The following is a 15,624-nucleotide window of genomic DNA, read 5'->3' as shown; positions in this document are numbered from 1 at the left end:
TCTGCTCTGTCTGCTCTGTCTTCTGTTGATTTCAAGTAGAAAGCCCTGCGGTGGCCAGGCTTTCTATTACTGCGATATTTACAGTGCAGAAGTTGGAGGACCAGCTAGTCTTCGATAACCAGCTGACGTTCTCGGTTGCCTTTTTCCAGCAAGGGTTTAAGGAACTGTCCCGTGTGGGATTGTCGATTGTCCGCAACCTGTTCCGGTGTGCCGGTGGCAATAATCTGGCCTCCACGGCTACCGCCTTCTGGACCCAGATCGACTAGCCAGTCTGCGGTCTTGATCACGTCCAGATTATGCTCAATGACCACTACTGTGTTGCCGTGATCACGCAGTCTGTGCAGCACATTTAGAAGCTGCTGAATGTCATAGAAATGCAGACCGGTCGTTGGCTCATCCAGAATATACAGTGTCTTGCCGGTATCTCGTTTGGATAGCTCCTTCGCGAGTTTGACGCGTTGTGCTTCACCTCCGGATAACGTCGTTGCGCTCTGGCCTAGTCGTATGTAAGACAGGCCTACATCCATGAGTGTTTGCAGTTTGCGTGCAATCATTGGTACGGTAGAGAAGAAACCCAGCGCATCTTCTACGGTCATTTCAAGAACTTCAGTGATGCTCTTGCCTTTGTAGGTGACTTCCAGTGTCTCGCGGTTGTAGCGTTTCCCTTTGCAGATATCACAGGGGACATAAATGTCGGGAAGGAAGTGCATTTCGACTTTGATGACACCATCCCCCTGGCATGCTTCACAGCGTCCGCCTTTGACGTTAAAGCTGAAGCGTCCTGGTTTGTAACCGCGTGAACGGGCCTCCTGCGTGCCAGAAAATAGCTCACGAATGGGAGTGAATATGCCGGTGTAGGTTGCTGGGTTGGAACGAGGGGTACGGCCTATCGGGCTTTGATCGATGTCTACGACCTTGTCGAACTGCTCCATGCCCTTCATTTTTTTGTAGGGTGAAGGTTCAAGCGTTGTTGCGCCATTGAGCGCGGCTGCGGCCAGAGGGTAGAGCGTGGTGTTTATCAGCGTGGATTTGCCAGAGCCGGACACGCCAGTCACGCAGGTAAATAGACCTACAGGTATGCAGAGGTCGACATTCTGCAGGTTATTGCCACTGGCTCCCTGAATTTCCAGCACACACTTGCTGTCAAAGGGCGTGCGATTCTCAGGTACTGCGATGCACTTCTTCCCGCTTAGGTACTGACCTGTAAGCGAGTTTGGATTGGCCATGACTTCTGCCGGTGTACCTTGGGCAGTAATGGTGCCACCGTGCACTCCGGCACCGGGGCCGATGTCCAGTACATGGTCTGCAAGGCGGATAGCGTCTTCATCATGTTCAACCACGATGACGGTATTCCCCAGGTCACGTAAATGGGTCAGGGTCTGGAGCAGGCGGTCATTGTCACGCTGGTGCAAGCCTATAGAGGGCTCGTCAAGGATATACATGACGCCTACCAGTCCCGCACCTATCTGGCTGGCCAGACGAATGCGCTGAGCTTCACCGCCTGACAAGGTGTCAGCACTACGTTCCATCGTCAGGTAATCCAGGCCAACGTTCACCAGAAAGCTCAGACGAGCGCGAATTTCTTTCAGGATTTTGTCCGCGATTTCGCCTCGTTTGCCATCCAGCTTCAGCTCACTGAAGTAGTCGAAACAATCTCCTACCGGCAGGCTGGTGATGGAAGGTAGATTTTTGCCTTCTATAAAGACATGTCTTGCTTCTTTGCGCAGGCGCGTACCGCTACAGGAGGGGCACTTTGTATTAGTGAGGTATTGTGACAGCTCGTCCCTAACTTGCTGTGAGTCTGTTTCGCGATAGCGGCGCTCCATATTGGGCAAGACGCCCTCAAATGGATGAGCGCGGCTGATTTGCAAACCTCGGTCACTGTTGTAGTTAAACTGCACTGCTTCCTGACCGGTGCCATACAGGACCGCATTCTTCTGGGGAGGCGACAGCTCCTTGAACGCGGTATTTACGTCAAAGCCATAGTGCTCCGCTACGGCCTTCAACAGCTGAAAGTAGTATACGCTGCGGCGATCCCAGCCTTTGATCGCGCCTTCTGCAAGAGACAGATCGTCAGAGACCAGTACACGTTTGGGGTCAAAAAACTGTTTTACACCCAGTCCGTCACAGGTCTGACAAGCGCCGTGGGGATTGTTAAAGGAAAACAGCCGGGGCTCCAGTTCGCTGATGCTGTAACCGCATTCAGGACAGGCGAAGCGGGCGGAGAAAACCAGTTCGGCGCGCTGTTCTTCATCCATAAAGGCGATCTTGGCGATGCCGTCACTCAGTTGTAGTGCGGTTTCAAAAGACTCTGCCAGACGTAGCTGGATATCGCTACGCACCTTAAAGCGATCAACCACCACCTCGATCGTGTGTTTACGTTTCTTGTCGAGTTCAGGAGTGTCGTCCAGTTCGTAGATCTGGCCGTCGATGCGGGCACGGACAAAGCCCTGCGCACGCAGGTTCTGCAGAATATTCTGGTGTTCACCTTTACGGCTCTGAATGACCGGCGCTAACAGCATCAGGCGGCAGCCTTCCTCCAGCCCCAGCACCTGATCCACCATCTGGCTGACGGTTTGTGCCTCCAGCGGCAGATCATGATCGGGGCAGCGCGGTTGGCCCACTCTGGCATACAGCAGGCGCAGGTAGTCATAGATTTCGGTGATGGTGCCTACGGTTGAGCGTGGGTTATGGGAGGTGGATTTCTGCTCAATGGAAATGGCGGGGGATAAGCCTTCGATATGATCGACATCGGGCTTTTCCATCATCGACAGAAACTGTCGGGCATAGGTTGACAGCGACTCGACATAGCGACGCTGGCCCTCGGCATAGAGCGTATCGAAAGCCAGCGAGGATTTACCGGAACCGGACAGACCGGTAATGACGATCAGTTTATCCCGGGGCAGATCGACATCGATGTTCTTGAGGTTATGGGTACGGGCACCGCGTACCAAAATAGTGTCCATCAGGGGCTCCACAGCAGAGGGGGCAGAACGGACGACCCGAAAGTCGAAAAGCGAATTATAGTGGCGCCCCGCTTCAGTCTAAACCCTGTAACCCATCGTGATTATCTATCAGAATCGCTGATCTGATACTGTCCGTTTATCCAGCACTGTATAACCTGCCAGTTATTGTCCAGACACACTATGCTGGCCTGATATCCAGGTCGTAAATAACCCAGCCGATGGCTGACTCGCAAATACTGGGCGGGATTACGCGAAGCCATTTGCAGTACAGCGGTTTCGTCACCCAGACCATATTGCAGTGCATTGCGCACCGCGCTGGCCATATCCAGATCAGAACCCGCCAGTGTGCCATCCAGTGTCGTGACCTTGCCGTTATCGTTGAGCACGGCTTTGCCAAGGAAATTCAACTCGCGCTGACCATAGCCAACACTGTGGATGGCATCGGTCACCAGCATGATCTTGTCACTGCCTTTGGCTCTTACCGCTGTGCGCATCACAGCAGGATGGATGTGATGGCCATCGACGATCATGCCACACCAGCTGTCTCTGTCATCCAGTGCCGCTCCCACCACACCCGGTTCGCGACTGGTAAGCGGGCTCATGGCATTGAACAGATGAGTAAAACCGCTCACTCCCTGCGCCAGCGCCTGCTGAATCTGTGCGTAGCTGGCTGCGGTATGGCCAGCACTGACGCGTACGCCCTGTGCTGCCAGCATCTGAATAAAGCCTGCCGGGGCGAGCTCCGGGGCCAGGGTGACAAGCACCTTGCCCTCGTCTGGGATTTTTAACAGAGGGGTAAAGAACTCGGGATTGGCCGGGCGAATCTTGTTTTCATGATGCACCCCCTTGCGCAACGGATTGAGGTAAGGCCCCTCGTAGTGCACGCCGAGGATACCCGCAATCTGCTGCGGACCAAGGGCCTGACAGATCGCCTGATGCGCGCGCTGCATGACGTCATCATCATCAGTAATCAGGGTCGGCAATAGCGCCACCGTACCGAACTGGCTGTGTGCTTTGACGATGGCCGCCAGCGCTTCGGTATTAGGCTGGTGATTGAACAGTACACCTCCGCCACCATTGACGTGGATGTCAATAAAACCCGGTGCGATGAGGCCTGTACTGTCCTGCTTGGACAGATGCGCGTGCTGTCTGGTGGAGTAAGGCGCGATGGTACTGATGCGCCCATGCTCGATACTGATGAGCTGTTCGGTAAGCCAGTGCTCACCATCGAACAATCGTTCAGCGTACAGATGCTGTGTGGCAGAGGTGCGAGACAAGGCTGAATGCGTCATGGGCGATATCCAAGTTGCTGACGGGCCATCAGGATGGCACCCGCCAGAGCATCGGCTTGTGGTATGGCGAGATAAGTCAGAAGTGAGGGTGGCAGCCAGGGCTGTACGGCCTCGGCAAGGCCTCCCATCAGTGCCACCTGCTGACAGCCGGTGTGTAGCAGCTGCCTGACAAAACGCTCGATCCATTCCACCTGATGCTGAATGAGTTCCAGTGCCAGAGGGTCGTGCTGCCGGGCGGCAGCATAAATCCACGGTGCGAAACTGGCGTAGTCGCGAGGCAGGGCCTGATTTTGCCAGGTGACAAAGTTTTCCCGCTGTTGCCCGAAGTGCTCAGCGACCTGCTCAGCCAGAGGGGAGCTGGGCTGCATCTGGTCCAGTGCTGCCAGTGCATGACTGACCAGATGCAGTCCCAGCCATGCGCCGCTGGCTTGGTCGGAGATCGGAAAGCCCCAGCCTCCGAACAGATGAAAGCGCTGTGCGATAAAGCTGACCGCACAACTGCCGGTGCCCAGAATGACAATACCGCCTTCACCGCCGTTGAAGGCGCCGAGACAGGCGGTATGGGCATCGGTCAGCAGACAGGTTTCCCCGAAAGGATGCGGCTGGCTGAGGATCAGCTGGCGCTCGTAGCTCTGATTGGTGCCAGCTAGGCCAAGACCCAGCCGCACATGCTGCATGTCATCGCTGCTGAGCTGACCTTGTCGACAGGCTTCCAGACAGGTCTGCATGATGTTATCCCAGGCCTGACGAATGCCTGTGCGTGGATTAGCGGTGCCGCCACGGCTTTCGCCCAGAATACGGCCGTGCCTGTCCTCCAGGCGAGCGCGGCAGCTGGTGCCGCCGCCGTCGACCCCCAGCAGGAAATGGATGCTCATCTCTGCCTCCTTGTTGCCTACATGCCGAGTTGGCTGTGTTGCTGTTCACACCACAGGTAATAGTCGCGCAGCTGCAGCTGTGAGGCGGCGGCTTCGTCGATCAGTACGATGGCATGTTCATGCATCTGCAGACTGGAGGCGGGGGTAAAGGCGCTGAGTGGGCCTTCAACTGTGCGCTGAACCGCCTCGGCCTTGGCTTCGCCGGAGGCCAGCAGCAATACCTGACGGCTCTGCAGGATGGTGGCGATGCCCATGGTGATGGCCAGACAGGGCTGGAATTCATCGTCACGGAAAAAGCGCCTGTTGGCTTCCAGTGTGGTGGGAGTCAGCGTCTTGATGCGGGTGTGCGAACTGAGGCTGGAGCCTGGCTCATTGAAACCAATATGGCCATTGTGGCCAATTCCCAGAATCTGCAGGTCTATCCCGCCGGCGGCGCCAATCGCCTGTTCATATGCCTGACAGCTGCTCAGCGGCTCGGACATGCCATCAGGCACGTGCGTCTGCTCCGGCGCGATGTCGATATGGTCGAAGAGCTGTTGCTGCATGAAGTAACGATAACTTTGTGGATGCTCGCTGCTCAGGCCGATGTATTCATCCAGATTGAAGCTGGCTGCCCTGGCAAAGCTGACTTGCTGCTGCTGATAACGGCTGATCAGCTCACGATACAGCGCTACCGGGGTGCTGCCGGTGGCCAGCCCGAGCACAGAGTCGGGTTTGCGCTGGAGTTGCTGGCAGACAATATCCGCAGCCTTGCTGGCAATCTGATCACTGGGGGCAATGACAACACGCATGACGGTGAATCTTCCATTGGTACTGGGTTGAGTGGTGTTGTTTTAAATACCACTTAGATACCAATATTAATCGCCAAAAACGACTATCTGTCAAATTTTGTCCAAAACAGAAAAAGAATTTAAGGTTTGCTTGCAAAATGATCAGTAGTGGTATTAATTTGGTCTAGATGCTTAGGCGTTGACTGAGACAAATCTGGATAACAACAAGACCATCCACACAACCTGAATGCAGTGAGAGAGCGGATATGTCTGACCTGACCAAACACCCTTTTACCCGATCATTACTGGCTTTGGCGCTGGGGGCCGCATTGAGCGGACCGGTTCTGGCCAAGGATAAGCTGGCCATTGAGAGCTGGCGTAGTGATGATGCCAATATCTGGAATGATGTCATCATTCCAGCCTTTGAAAAGTCGCATCCTGATATTGAAGTGGTATTCACACCTACTCCTCCCACCGATTACAACTCTGCCTTGCAGGCCCGTCTGCAGGCTGGCACCGCCGGTGATCTGATCGCCTGTCGCCCTTTTGATGCCTCACTGGAGCTGTACAAGAGTGGCTTCCTCACCAATCTGAATGACCTGCAGGGGATGGCAGCCTTCCCCGATGTGGCTAAAACGGCCTGGCAGACTGATGACGGCAAAGATCAGTTCTGTTTACCGATGGCATCGGTGATTCATGGCTTCATCTACAACAAGGCCATCTTCAAGGAGCTGAACCTGTCGGTGCCAAAAACCGAAAGCGAGTTTTTCTCGGTGCTCGACAAGATCAAAGAAGACGGACAGTACACGCCTCTGGTCATGGGCACGGCAGATCAATGGGAAGCCGCTACCATGGGCTTCCAGAACATCGGGCCCAACTACTGGAAAGGGGAGGAGGGCCGTAAGGCGCTGATTGATGGCAGTGCCAAGTTTACCGATGAACCTTACGTCAAAACCTTTGATGAGCTGGCCAAGTGGAAGCCTTATCTGCGTCGCGGATTTGAGTCACTCAAGTATGCGGATGCTCAGAACCTGTTCTCTCTTGGTCGCGGTGCCATTTACCCGGCTGGTTCCTGGGATATCCAGACCTTCAACACCCAGGCTGACTTTGAATTCGGTGCCTTTATGCCACCGGTGCCTGATGGTCAGGGCACCTGCTACATCAGTGACCACACTGACATTGGTATGGGCATCAACAGCAAGAGCGCTCACCCTGAAGCAGCGAAGGCTTTCCTGAACTGGATGGCCAGCGAAGAGTTCGCCACCTTGTTTGCCAATGCGGTGCCCGGTTTCTTCCCACTGTCCAACTATCAGGTCAGTATCAAGGATCCGGTGGCTCAGGAGTTTGTCAGCTGGCGCAAACAGTGCAAAACCACTATTCGTAACTCCTACCAGATCCTTTCCCGCGGCACTCCCAATCTCGAAAACGAGTTGTGGAATGTCAGTGCCCAGGTGATCAACGGCACCCTGACGCCCGAACAGGCCGGAGCACAGCTCGAAACCGGTCTGAGCAAGTGGTATGCCCCTCACCAGAAATAATCCATAGCGATATGGGTCAGGCTGGTGTTCTGCTGGCTTGTTGCTGAGCTGGCTGGCAGGGTACGGCATGCACATTGCCGTACCCTGTGACGTCGGCGGAAACGCTCCGCAGCCCACCACGTTCGTCCCGAGGTACAGTTTGATGAAGCACTCTGAACGTCGCCCTTTCCCGTGGCATATTCTGTTTTTCCTGCTGCCGGGACTTGCGATTTATCTGGTGTTCAGCGTTTATCCTCTGCTGGATACCCTGCGTATGAGTTTCTACGGAGACGCGGCCGATGGTGGTCATGCCTTTGTGGGGCTGCGCAATTTTGTCACCCTGCTGACGGACAGCACCTGGTCCGATGCGTTCTGGAATGCCCTGAAGAATAACTTCGAGTTCTTCTTCATCCATATGCTGCTGCAGAACCCTATCGGGCTGCTGCTGGCCGTGTTGCTGAGTCTGCCCAAGCTGCGTCTGCGCAACACCTACCGCACCCTGATCTTCATGCCGACCATGCTGTCAGTGGTCATCATCGGTTTTATCTGGCAGCTGATCCTCAGCCCGATCTGGGGCATTGCCGAGAACTTCATGTATGGCATCGGTCTTGGCAATCATTTCGACAGCTGGCTGGGGAAGGAAGGTACGGCACTGATTACCCTCGGGCTGATTTCGGTCTGGCAGTTTGTTGGTATCCCGATGATGCTGATCTACGCCTCGCTGCTGAATATTCCCGATGAAATTGTCGATGCCAGTGTGGTGGACGGTGCCAATCCGCTGCAGACCTTCTTTTACGTCAAACTGCCGCTGATTCTGCCGACCATCGCCATGGTGTCGATTCTCACCTTTGTCGCCAACTTCAACGCTTTTGAGCTGATCTATGCCGTGAAGGGCGCGCTGGCCGGGCCGAACTTCTCCACCGACATCATGGGGACGCTGTTCTATCGCACCTTCTTTGGCTTCCAGCTGCAGCAGGGTAGCCCCACCATGGGTGCCGCCGTGGCCACGCTGATGTTCCTGATCATCCTCGCCGGAGTCATGGTCTTCCTGCTGGTGGTGCAGCGTCGTATTAACCGATTCCAGTTGTAAGGGGGCAGCATGAAAGCACTCTTTTTCGATCGCTCACAGCCAGCCACAGGCGGGTGGCAGCGTGGCGCCCAGACCGGCAAGGCGCTGGCTGTGCATGCGGTACTGCTGACCTATACCGTGATTGCGCTGTTTCCCATTCTGCTGGTGCTGATCAACTCACTGAAGAGCCGCAAGGCGATCTTCCGTGACCCACTTGGCCTGCCTTCGCTGGATACGCTCAATCTGGGTGGTTTTGAACAGGTATTACTGCGCTCAGACTTTGGCCTCTATGCCTGTAACAGTCTGGTAGTGACCATTCTGGCGGTGGGGCTGGTGCTGTTGCTGGGGGCGATGGCCGCCTGGGCGCTGACGGAATACCGCTTCCGCGGCAATCTGCTGCTGGCCTTCCTGTTTGCCATGGGCATCATGATTCCGATTCGTCTGGGCACGGTCAGTATTCTCAACCTGATGGTGCAGCTGCATCTGGTCAACACGCTGACCGCGCTGGTGCTGGTCTACATTGCCCAGGGGTTACCGCTGGCGGTGTATATCCTTTCGGAGTTTATCCGCACCATACCCAAGGAGCTGAAAGAGGCGGCCCGCTGTGATGGCATCAGTGAATACAAGATCTTCTTTGCGGTGATCCTGCCGCTGCTGCGCCCAGCCATGGCGACAGTGGCTGTGTTCACCATGATCCCGATCTGGAACGACCTGTGGTTCCCGCTGATTCTCGCTCCGGGTGAGGAAAGCCGCACCATTACGCTGGGCGTCCAGCAGTTTGTCGGGCAGTACGTGACCGACTGGAATGCCGTGCTGTCATCCCTCACCCTGGCCATTGTCCCGGTGCTGGTGTTGTACCTGATCTTCTCGCGTCAGCTGATCCGCGGTCTGACCGCCGGAGCCGTGAAGTAAGCGCCTGCACACCCGGATGAACGGGTGTGCGAGAGACAAGATCAGTTAGCGAGTGAATGTGAGGTAAACAACAAGATGGCCAAAGTACAGCTGAAGAACCTGCAGAAACGCTTTAACGACGTCAAGGTCCTGCATGGTATCGATCTGGACATTCAACACGGTGAGTTTGTGGTGCTGGTGGGCGAATCGGGCTGTGGCAAGTCGACCCTGCTGCGTCTGCTGGCCGGGCTGGAAGAGATCAGCGACGGTGAGCTGCTGATCGATGATGTGGTCGTGAATCACCAGCCGCCGGCCAAGCGCGGTATCGCCATGGTGTTTCAGTCCTATGCGCTGTATCCCCACATGTCGGTATTCAAGAACATGGCATTCGGGCTGAAAATTGCCGGTGCCAGCAAGGCCGATATGCAGAAGAAGGTGGAAGAGGCGGCCCGCAAGCTGAAGATTGATCATCTGCTGCATCGCTTGCCGCGCGAGCTGTCCGGCGGACAGCGGCAGCGTGTGGCCATTGGCCGTGCCATTGTGCGTGATCCCAAGGTCTTTCTGTTTGATGAGCCGCTGTCCAACCTCGATGCCTCGCTGCGGGTGCAGACCCGGGTGGAGCTGGGCAAGCTGCATCAGGAGCTTGGCGCTACTATCGTCTATGTCACCCATGATCAGGTGGAAGCCATGACACTGGGGGACAAGATTGTGGTGATGAACGGTGGTCGCATTGAACAGTGTGGCGCGCCCCTCAGTCTGTACCACCATCCTAAAACTCTGTTTGTTGCTCAGTTTATCGGTTCGCCGAAGATGAATGTGCTCGCCGGTCAGGTACAACAGGCGTCGGCGACCGGTGTGTCGGTCATGCTAGAATGCGGCGTTCTGGCAGAGGTGGCGGTGGATGGCAGCCAGTTGCAGTCCGGTGATCCGGTCTCTCTGGGTATCCGCCCCGAGCATCTGAGCCTGGGGACGGAGTTACCCACCTGCTTTGCCGGGGAAGTTACCCTGACCGAAGAGCTGGGTGAGGCCACCTACGTTTATACCAGCAATGGTGCCGGGCAGGATCTGGTACTCAAGGTCGATGGCCATGAGGAGATTGCCGTGCACAGCCAGATTCGTTTTGGCTTCAAGGCGGGCATGGCGCATCTGTTTGACAAGGATGGCATGGCGCTGCCACGTCTGCTTAAAAGCTGAGGTCGTGAACACCTTCCAGAAGCAGGGCGGGCGGTCTGTCCTGCCGTCTTCAGTCACGCAGATCGATTTTCAACAGCCTGACAGGGATTCTTTGCCAGCAGTACAACACTCAGTGGTGAAGAGACAGTAGTGGGTAGATAGATGAAAGAAGAGCTTGTCACCAGTCTGATAGGTCACCCGGAACAATTGCGCGATACCGCAACGCCGCTGTACTTGCAGCTCTATACCCTGATCAGCCGCACCATTCAGGAAGGGCGGCTGCGGGCGGGAGAGGCCTTGCCATCGGAGCGTGATATCGCCACCCAGATGGAAGTGTCGCGGGTTACGGTGCGGCGAGCGATTGATCGTCTGGTTGAAGACGGTATCTGTATCCAGCGTCAGGGCGCGGGCACGTTCGTCAGTGAGCGGGTCGAGCAGCCGCTCAACCGGCTGAAGAGTTTCACTGAGGTCATGCAGGAGCGTGGCAAGGTCACTCATTCGCGCTGGCTGGACCGGTCACTGGGGATTGCCCATGAAGACGAACGCCGGGCGCTGCAACTGGCTGAGGGGGAGGAAGTGGTGCGCTTTTACCGGCTGCGCTACGCCAACAATCAGCCCATGGCCCTGGAGTGGGCTGCGGTGCCCTGCCGGTTTATTTCCAATCCCTTCATGGTGGAAGACTCCCTCTACCGTCTGATGGATCAGCAGGGGGTGCGCCCGGTGCGGGCATTGCAGCGACTGCGTGCGGTATCCATTGATGCAGAACGAGCCAACCTGCTGCAGATCAGCCCTGACAGTGCCGTGCTTTATATAGAGCGTATCGGTATCAGCGGGCGGGATGAACGGGTTGAGTTCACCCGTTCCTGGTTCCCCGGCGACAGCTATGATTTTGTCGCTGAGATTCGCGATAACGCCATCGACACGGTGCCGCAGGCCGGAGATGAGAGCCAGTAATGACGCGGCTTGTACCCATAAAAGCAGAAAATGCAGTGGCTTGATGAGTGAAAATACGGAGCGCCGGAAGGCTTTAACTTGATGAAAACTGACTGGACAAAAAAACAGTTTTTGTTAATGTGCCTCCCTTACTAGTTCAACTTGCGCATACTCTGCGCAGCCCGGTGGTGGTTGCTGATCAGCACACTGGCGGACTGCCTGTCGCGCATTGCTTTCAAGGTGGGAGAGAAGCATGGCACGTGGTGTCAACAAGGTTATCCTCATCGGTAACCTGGGCACGGACCCAGAAGTCCGCTACATGCCCAATGGAAACGCGGTTGCCAACATTACCCTGGCAACCAGCGAAAGCTGGAAAGATAAACAGACCGGCCAGATGCAGGATCGTACCGAGTGGCACCGTGTCGTGTTCTTTGGCCGTCTGGCGGAAGTGGTCGGTCAGTATGCTCGCAAGGGCTCCAAAATTTACGTCGAAGGTAAACTGCAGACCCGTAAATGGCAGGATCAGAGCGGTCAGGATCGCTACACCACCGAGATCGTTGTGGACATTTCCGGCTCCATGCAGCTGCTGGATAGCCGTCAGGACGCCGGTGGTTATGCCGATATGGACTCGCAGGGCAGTTACGCTCAGGGCGGGGGTGGCTACCAGCAGCCACAGCAGCAGGCGCCACGCCAGCCTCAGGGTGGTGGTTACAATGCTCCGCAGCAGAACTTTGCTCCCCAGCAACCCGCAGCTCAGCCTCAGGGCGGCTTCGGTGGCGGCTATCAGCAGCCACAGCAACAGCCTGCTCCCCAGCGTCAGGCACCTGCACAGCCGCAGGCACCGCAGAACAACTTTGATGATTTTGACGACGATATTCCATTTTAAAACGGGATGTCATCATCACCTTCTTCCAACAAAAATGGCCGCACTTTGCGGCCATTTTTGTTACTACAGCAGGCCGGAATCGCTGCCTGCTCAGAGCAGATATTATCCACAGGTACAGACACCATGACTGACCATCCGCCCTCTCTCTCCTCCTCTGCTGCTGAGCCATGGCAGATTCGTGCCGCACGAGCCGATGAACATGCGGCTGTCGGCCAGTTGATGGTCACTGTGTACTCGGCACTGGCCGATTTTCCCACACTACGACAGCAGCCGCGCTATTACGACATGCTGGCGAATATTGGCCAGCTGACGACCCGACCCGGCGTGCAGCTGCTGGTGGCTGAAGCAGACGGTGAGCTGCTCGGCGCCGTGGTCTATTTTGCTGATATGGCTCATTACGGCTCCGGTGGCATTGCCACTACGCTGACGGATGCAGCCGGTTTTCGCTTGCTGACGGTCAGTCCGGCGGCACAGGGGCGGGGAGTGGGCAGGGCGCTGATGGCGTCCTGCATTGCTCTGGCGGTTGAACAGGGCCGGCAGCAGCTGGTTATCCATTCGACCAGAGCCATGCGTACGGCCTGGGGGATGTATGAGCGCCATGGTTTCCGGCGTGCAGAAGCACTCGACTTCATGCAGGAAAGTCTGGCGGTGTATGGTTTCCGCCTGCGCTGCTAACCTCTTCGCTTTGCTGACGTACCTACCTATTTTCCAAGGCGCTTCAGATGAAAATTTCCACCCTGACGTTGATCGGTTTGGGTGAGGCCGGAACCATTCTCGGACAGGAGCTGGCAGCCAGGGGGATTCAGGTCTGCTGTTATACCGGCTGCTGGATGACGCCTCTGCTCGTGCTGCCTCGCGATTCCATGGCGGCTGCGGTAGCGGTGCTGATGTAGTGATGTCTGCGGATTCGGCATTACGGGTGACGACCGACGTGGCTCAGCATCTGGGGGGCCGGGCAGATATTCATGGGCATCAATTCGGTAGCTCCGGCTACCAAGCAGGCTGCTCAGCAGGCCGTTGAAGCCAGTGGTGTGCACTATATTGATACCGCGGTGATGGCGCCGGGGCTGCAAGTACCGATACTGCTGGGTAGCTCTCATACAGCCGCGCTGGCTGCCGCTCTCATGACCGCTACTACTTGGCAAACAGCTGGCCGATATCCTTGAAGGCTTTGAATTCCAGCGCATTGCCACAGGGGTCGAACAGGAACATGGTGGCCTGCTCACCGACCTGACCCTGGAAGCGAATGTAAGGTTCGATCACAAACTGGGTATTACGGGCTTTCAGACGGTCGGCCAGTGCTTCCCACACATCCCACTCCAGTACGACGCCAAAGTGCGGTACCGGTACATCATGGCCATCCACCGCATTGGTATGGGCGGCTTCCTGAGACTGGGTCTTGGGGTGCTCATGGATCACCAGCTGATGACCGAAGAAATCAAAGTCTACCCAGTGATCACTGGAACGGCCTTCAGCGCAGCCGAAGATGTCGCCGTAGAAGGTGCGGGCCGCAGCCAGATCGTAAACAGGGATGGCGAGGTGGAATGGGGAAATGCTCATCATTTTTCTCACGGTCAGAAAGTGAAGGAAGCTGTGCAGGCGCTGTCGCGCATCGTGCCATCGGGGAGGCAGGTCTTCTGTAGCGGCATTCACGCCCGGCGAATACTGGCTGCTTGGGTACCTGTCTCCCGCTCGGAGCCCGGTTTTCGAGAGCCTGAACAGGCTGTTTAAGTCTCCGTTTTCGGTAGAAAAATTATCTGTATTGAGTTGTTGATATAAAAGCGGATATTTTGACTTTCGAGCAACAAAAATTTTGATGAGTCAGGAGCATGATCCGAGAGCTGAAAACCTTTGTGATGGTCTGTCGTCACGGCACCTTTGCGGCGGCGGGGCAGCAGATTGGACTGACCCAGTCAGCCGTCAGTGCCCAGATCCGACAGCTGGAAGATGCCTTGGGCATGCCGTTGTTTGATCGCAGCGGCCGCTCGGCGGTGCTGAACTCAGCGGGTAAGCGGGTACTACCGATGGCGGAGGAAATACTCGATCTGTTTGGTCGTATGAGTATTCCTTCCAGTCTGGAGGACTACCGTGGCGAGCTGCGCATCGGTGCCATCAATACCGCCCAGACTGGTATTCTGCCAGACACCCTGTTGCGTCTGCGCCAGCAGGCACCAGCCATCGAACCCAAGCTGGTGCCCGGGGTGTCTCTCAGTCTGTTTGGCAAGGTGGATGCCGGTGAAATCGATCTGGCCATCATCATCCGCCCCCCTTTTGCCCTGCCCAAGGAGCTGCATGCCGAAGTCATCAGTCGTGAGCCGTTCATGCTGCTGGTGCCGAAAGGGGTCAAGGTGACATCCGTGCCGGAGCTGCTGCGGCAACAGCCCTTTATCCGCTATGACCGTCATTCCTTCGGTGGTCGTCAGGTGACCCGTTTTCTGCGTCAGCACCGCATCACGGTGCAGCAGGCGCTGGAGCTGGATGAGCTCGATGCCATCGTCAAGATGGTGGAGTGTGGTCTGGGCGTTGCGCTGGTGCCGCAGGCCGGGTTGTGGCTGGAGCGGCAGACCGAGATGCAGGTCATCCCGTTGGGTGAGCTGACCTTCCACCGCGAGCTGGTGCTGATCACCCGCTATGCCAACCGCGATCTGCCGTTGCAACGCCTGTTCCGCTCCTGTCTGCTGGAGGCCCATGCGGACAGGGCTTAGTCACCTGTCTGACTTACCGCTCTTGAGGTGAGCAGCAGCACTGTGCTGCCGAGCCCGCTAGACGGTCATACGTAAGTATCCCAGCCGTTACCACGACGGCTCGTGCTTTGAACCACCCGATCAGCAGGGTCTCTGCTGCCCGCACACCGTTTTAAGCTGGCGCAGTGGAGCCCTTGCTCTGCATTGTTCTGGCGCATGGCGCCTGCTGACAGGCGCTGCCGTTATTGAGCAGATAAAGAGGCAGCATCCGTACCACGGGCAGAGGTTTATATGCAGGCTGTTGAGAAGCGTGATCGAGGCAGCCGAGACAAGGAAATACCCAGAGGGCACAAGAAGCAGGCGAAAAAGCGGAGTTTAGTGGACTAAATGAGCATTTGACTCGCTCCGCTCGCCCCTTCGGGGCCGTGCTAAAGCACGTTCAGCCTTTGGCTGTGAGCCTGCTTTTGACGCGGTATTCGGCAACGCAGATAGATTCTCAACAACTTGTTAGCGCAGGGCGTCGATACCGACGGTGATACCGCCAAACTCCACTATGGCATCCAGCACG

General features: G+C 56.4%; 14 protein-coding genes. 9 read left to right on the top strand and 5 right to left on the bottom strand.

Going from position 1 to position 15,624, the window contains the following annotated elements:
• Window positions 1-104: 104 nt before the first annotated feature.
• From uvrA to nagB, 4 genes are all read right to left on the bottom strand, one after another.
• Window positions 105-2,966, bottom strand: coding sequence for an excinuclease ABC subunit UvrA (gene uvrA, locus WH50_RS24670; protein WP_110190008.1), 2,862 nt, complete (start codon window positions 2,964-2,966; stop codon window positions 105-107).
• A gap of 101 nt (window positions 2,967-3,067) precedes the next feature.
• On the bottom strand, window positions 3,068-4,258 hold the full coding sequence (gene nagA / locus WH50_RS24665; protein ID WP_110190006.1) for an N-acetylglucosamine-6-phosphate deacetylase: 1,191 nt from the start codon (window positions 4,256-4,258) through the stop codon (window positions 3,068-3,070).
• Window positions 4,255-5,133, bottom strand: coding sequence for a glucosamine kinase nucleotide-binding domain-containing protein (locus WH50_RS24660; RefSeq protein ID WP_110190004.1), 879 nt, complete (start codon window positions 5,131-5,133; stop codon window positions 4,255-4,257). Before WH50_RS24660 ends, nagA begins: the two co-directional genes overlap by 4 nt.
• Before the next feature lie 17 nt (window positions 5,134-5,150).
• Window positions 5,151-5,924 carry a glucosamine-6-phosphate deaminase gene (gene nagB / locus WH50_RS24655; protein WP_110190002.1) on the bottom strand — a complete coding sequence of 258 codons (774 nt, stop codon included), beginning with the start codon at window positions 5,922-5,924 and terminating at the stop codon, window positions 5,151-5,153.
• A gap of 245 nt (window positions 5,925-6,169) precedes the next feature.
• Between nagB and WH50_RS24650 the strand changes: the two genes are divergently transcribed.
• The 8 genes from WH50_RS24650 (at window position 6,170) to WH50_RS26490 (ending at window position 13,265) form a co-directional block, all read left to right on the top strand.
• Complete coding sequence (locus WH50_RS24650) at window positions 6,170-7,441, top strand: ABC transporter substrate-binding protein (protein ID WP_110190000.1); 1,272 nt, start codon at window positions 6,170-6,172, stop codon at window positions 7,439-7,441.
• A gap of 142 nt (window positions 7,442-7,583) precedes the next feature.
• Entirely contained in the window at window positions 7,584-8,510 is a 927-nt protein-coding gene (locus tag WH50_RS24645) for a carbohydrate ABC transporter permease (RefSeq protein WP_110189999.1), read from the top strand.
• Between the two features lie 9 nt (window positions 8,511-8,519).
• On the top strand, window positions 8,520-9,401 hold the full coding sequence (locus WH50_RS24640; RefSeq protein WP_110189997.1) for a carbohydrate ABC transporter permease: 882 nt from the start codon (window positions 8,520-8,522) through the stop codon (window positions 9,399-9,401).
• A gap of 75 nt (window positions 9,402-9,476) precedes the next feature.
• Window positions 9,477-10,574: an ABC transporter ATP-binding protein gene (locus WH50_RS24635; RefSeq protein ID WP_110189995.1), complete on the top strand. Its 1,098-nt coding sequence runs from the start codon at window positions 9,477-9,479 to the stop codon at window positions 10,572-10,574.
• A 141-nt stretch (window positions 10,575-10,715) separates the two neighbouring features.
• Window positions 10,716-11,507: a GntR family transcriptional regulator gene (locus WH50_RS24630; protein WP_110189993.1), complete on the top strand. Its 792-nt coding sequence runs from the start codon at window positions 10,716-10,718 to the stop codon at window positions 11,505-11,507.
• A 232-nt stretch (window positions 11,508-11,739) separates the two neighbouring features.
• Complete coding sequence (gene ssb, locus WH50_RS24625; RefSeq protein ID WP_110189991.1) at window positions 11,740-12,372, top strand: single-stranded DNA-binding protein; 633 nt, start codon at window positions 11,740-11,742, stop codon at window positions 12,370-12,372.
• 123 nt (window positions 12,373-12,495) lie between these two features.
• Window positions 12,496-13,047 carry a GNAT family N-acetyltransferase gene (locus WH50_RS24620; RefSeq protein ID WP_110189989.1) on the top strand — a complete coding sequence of 184 codons (552 nt, stop codon included), beginning with the start codon at window positions 12,496-12,498 and terminating at the stop codon, window positions 13,045-13,047.
• A 47-nt stretch (window positions 13,048-13,094) separates the two neighbouring features.
• A complete protein-coding gene (locus tag WH50_RS26490; RefSeq protein ID WP_165838555.1) occupies window positions 13,095-13,265 on the top strand; it encodes a hypothetical protein in 171 nt (56 codons plus the stop codon).
• A gap of 241 nt (window positions 13,266-13,506) precedes the next feature.
• Here WH50_RS26490 and WH50_RS24610 read toward each other — a convergent pair whose 3' ends face one another.
• Window positions 13,507-13,932, bottom strand: coding sequence for a VOC family protein (locus tag WH50_RS24610; RefSeq protein ID WP_110189985.1), 426 nt, complete (start codon window positions 13,930-13,932; stop codon window positions 13,507-13,509).
• A 269-nt stretch (window positions 13,933-14,201) separates the two neighbouring features.
• On the opposite strand from WH50_RS24610, the gene WH50_RS24600 reads away from it, so the two are divergent.
• Window positions 14,202-15,077: a LysR family transcriptional regulator gene (locus WH50_RS24600; RefSeq protein ID WP_110189983.1), complete on the top strand. Its 876-nt coding sequence runs from the start codon at window positions 14,202-14,204 to the stop codon at window positions 15,075-15,077.
• The last annotated feature ends 547 nt before the right edge of the window (window positions 15,078-15,624 follow it).

The organism is Pokkaliibacter plantistimulans (assembly GCF_003194385.1).
GTDB lineage: Bacteria > Pseudomonadota > Gammaproteobacteria > Pseudomonadales > Balneatricaceae > Pokkaliibacter > Pokkaliibacter plantistimulans.
This window is presented reverse-complemented; position numbering and strand designations above follow the sequence as displayed.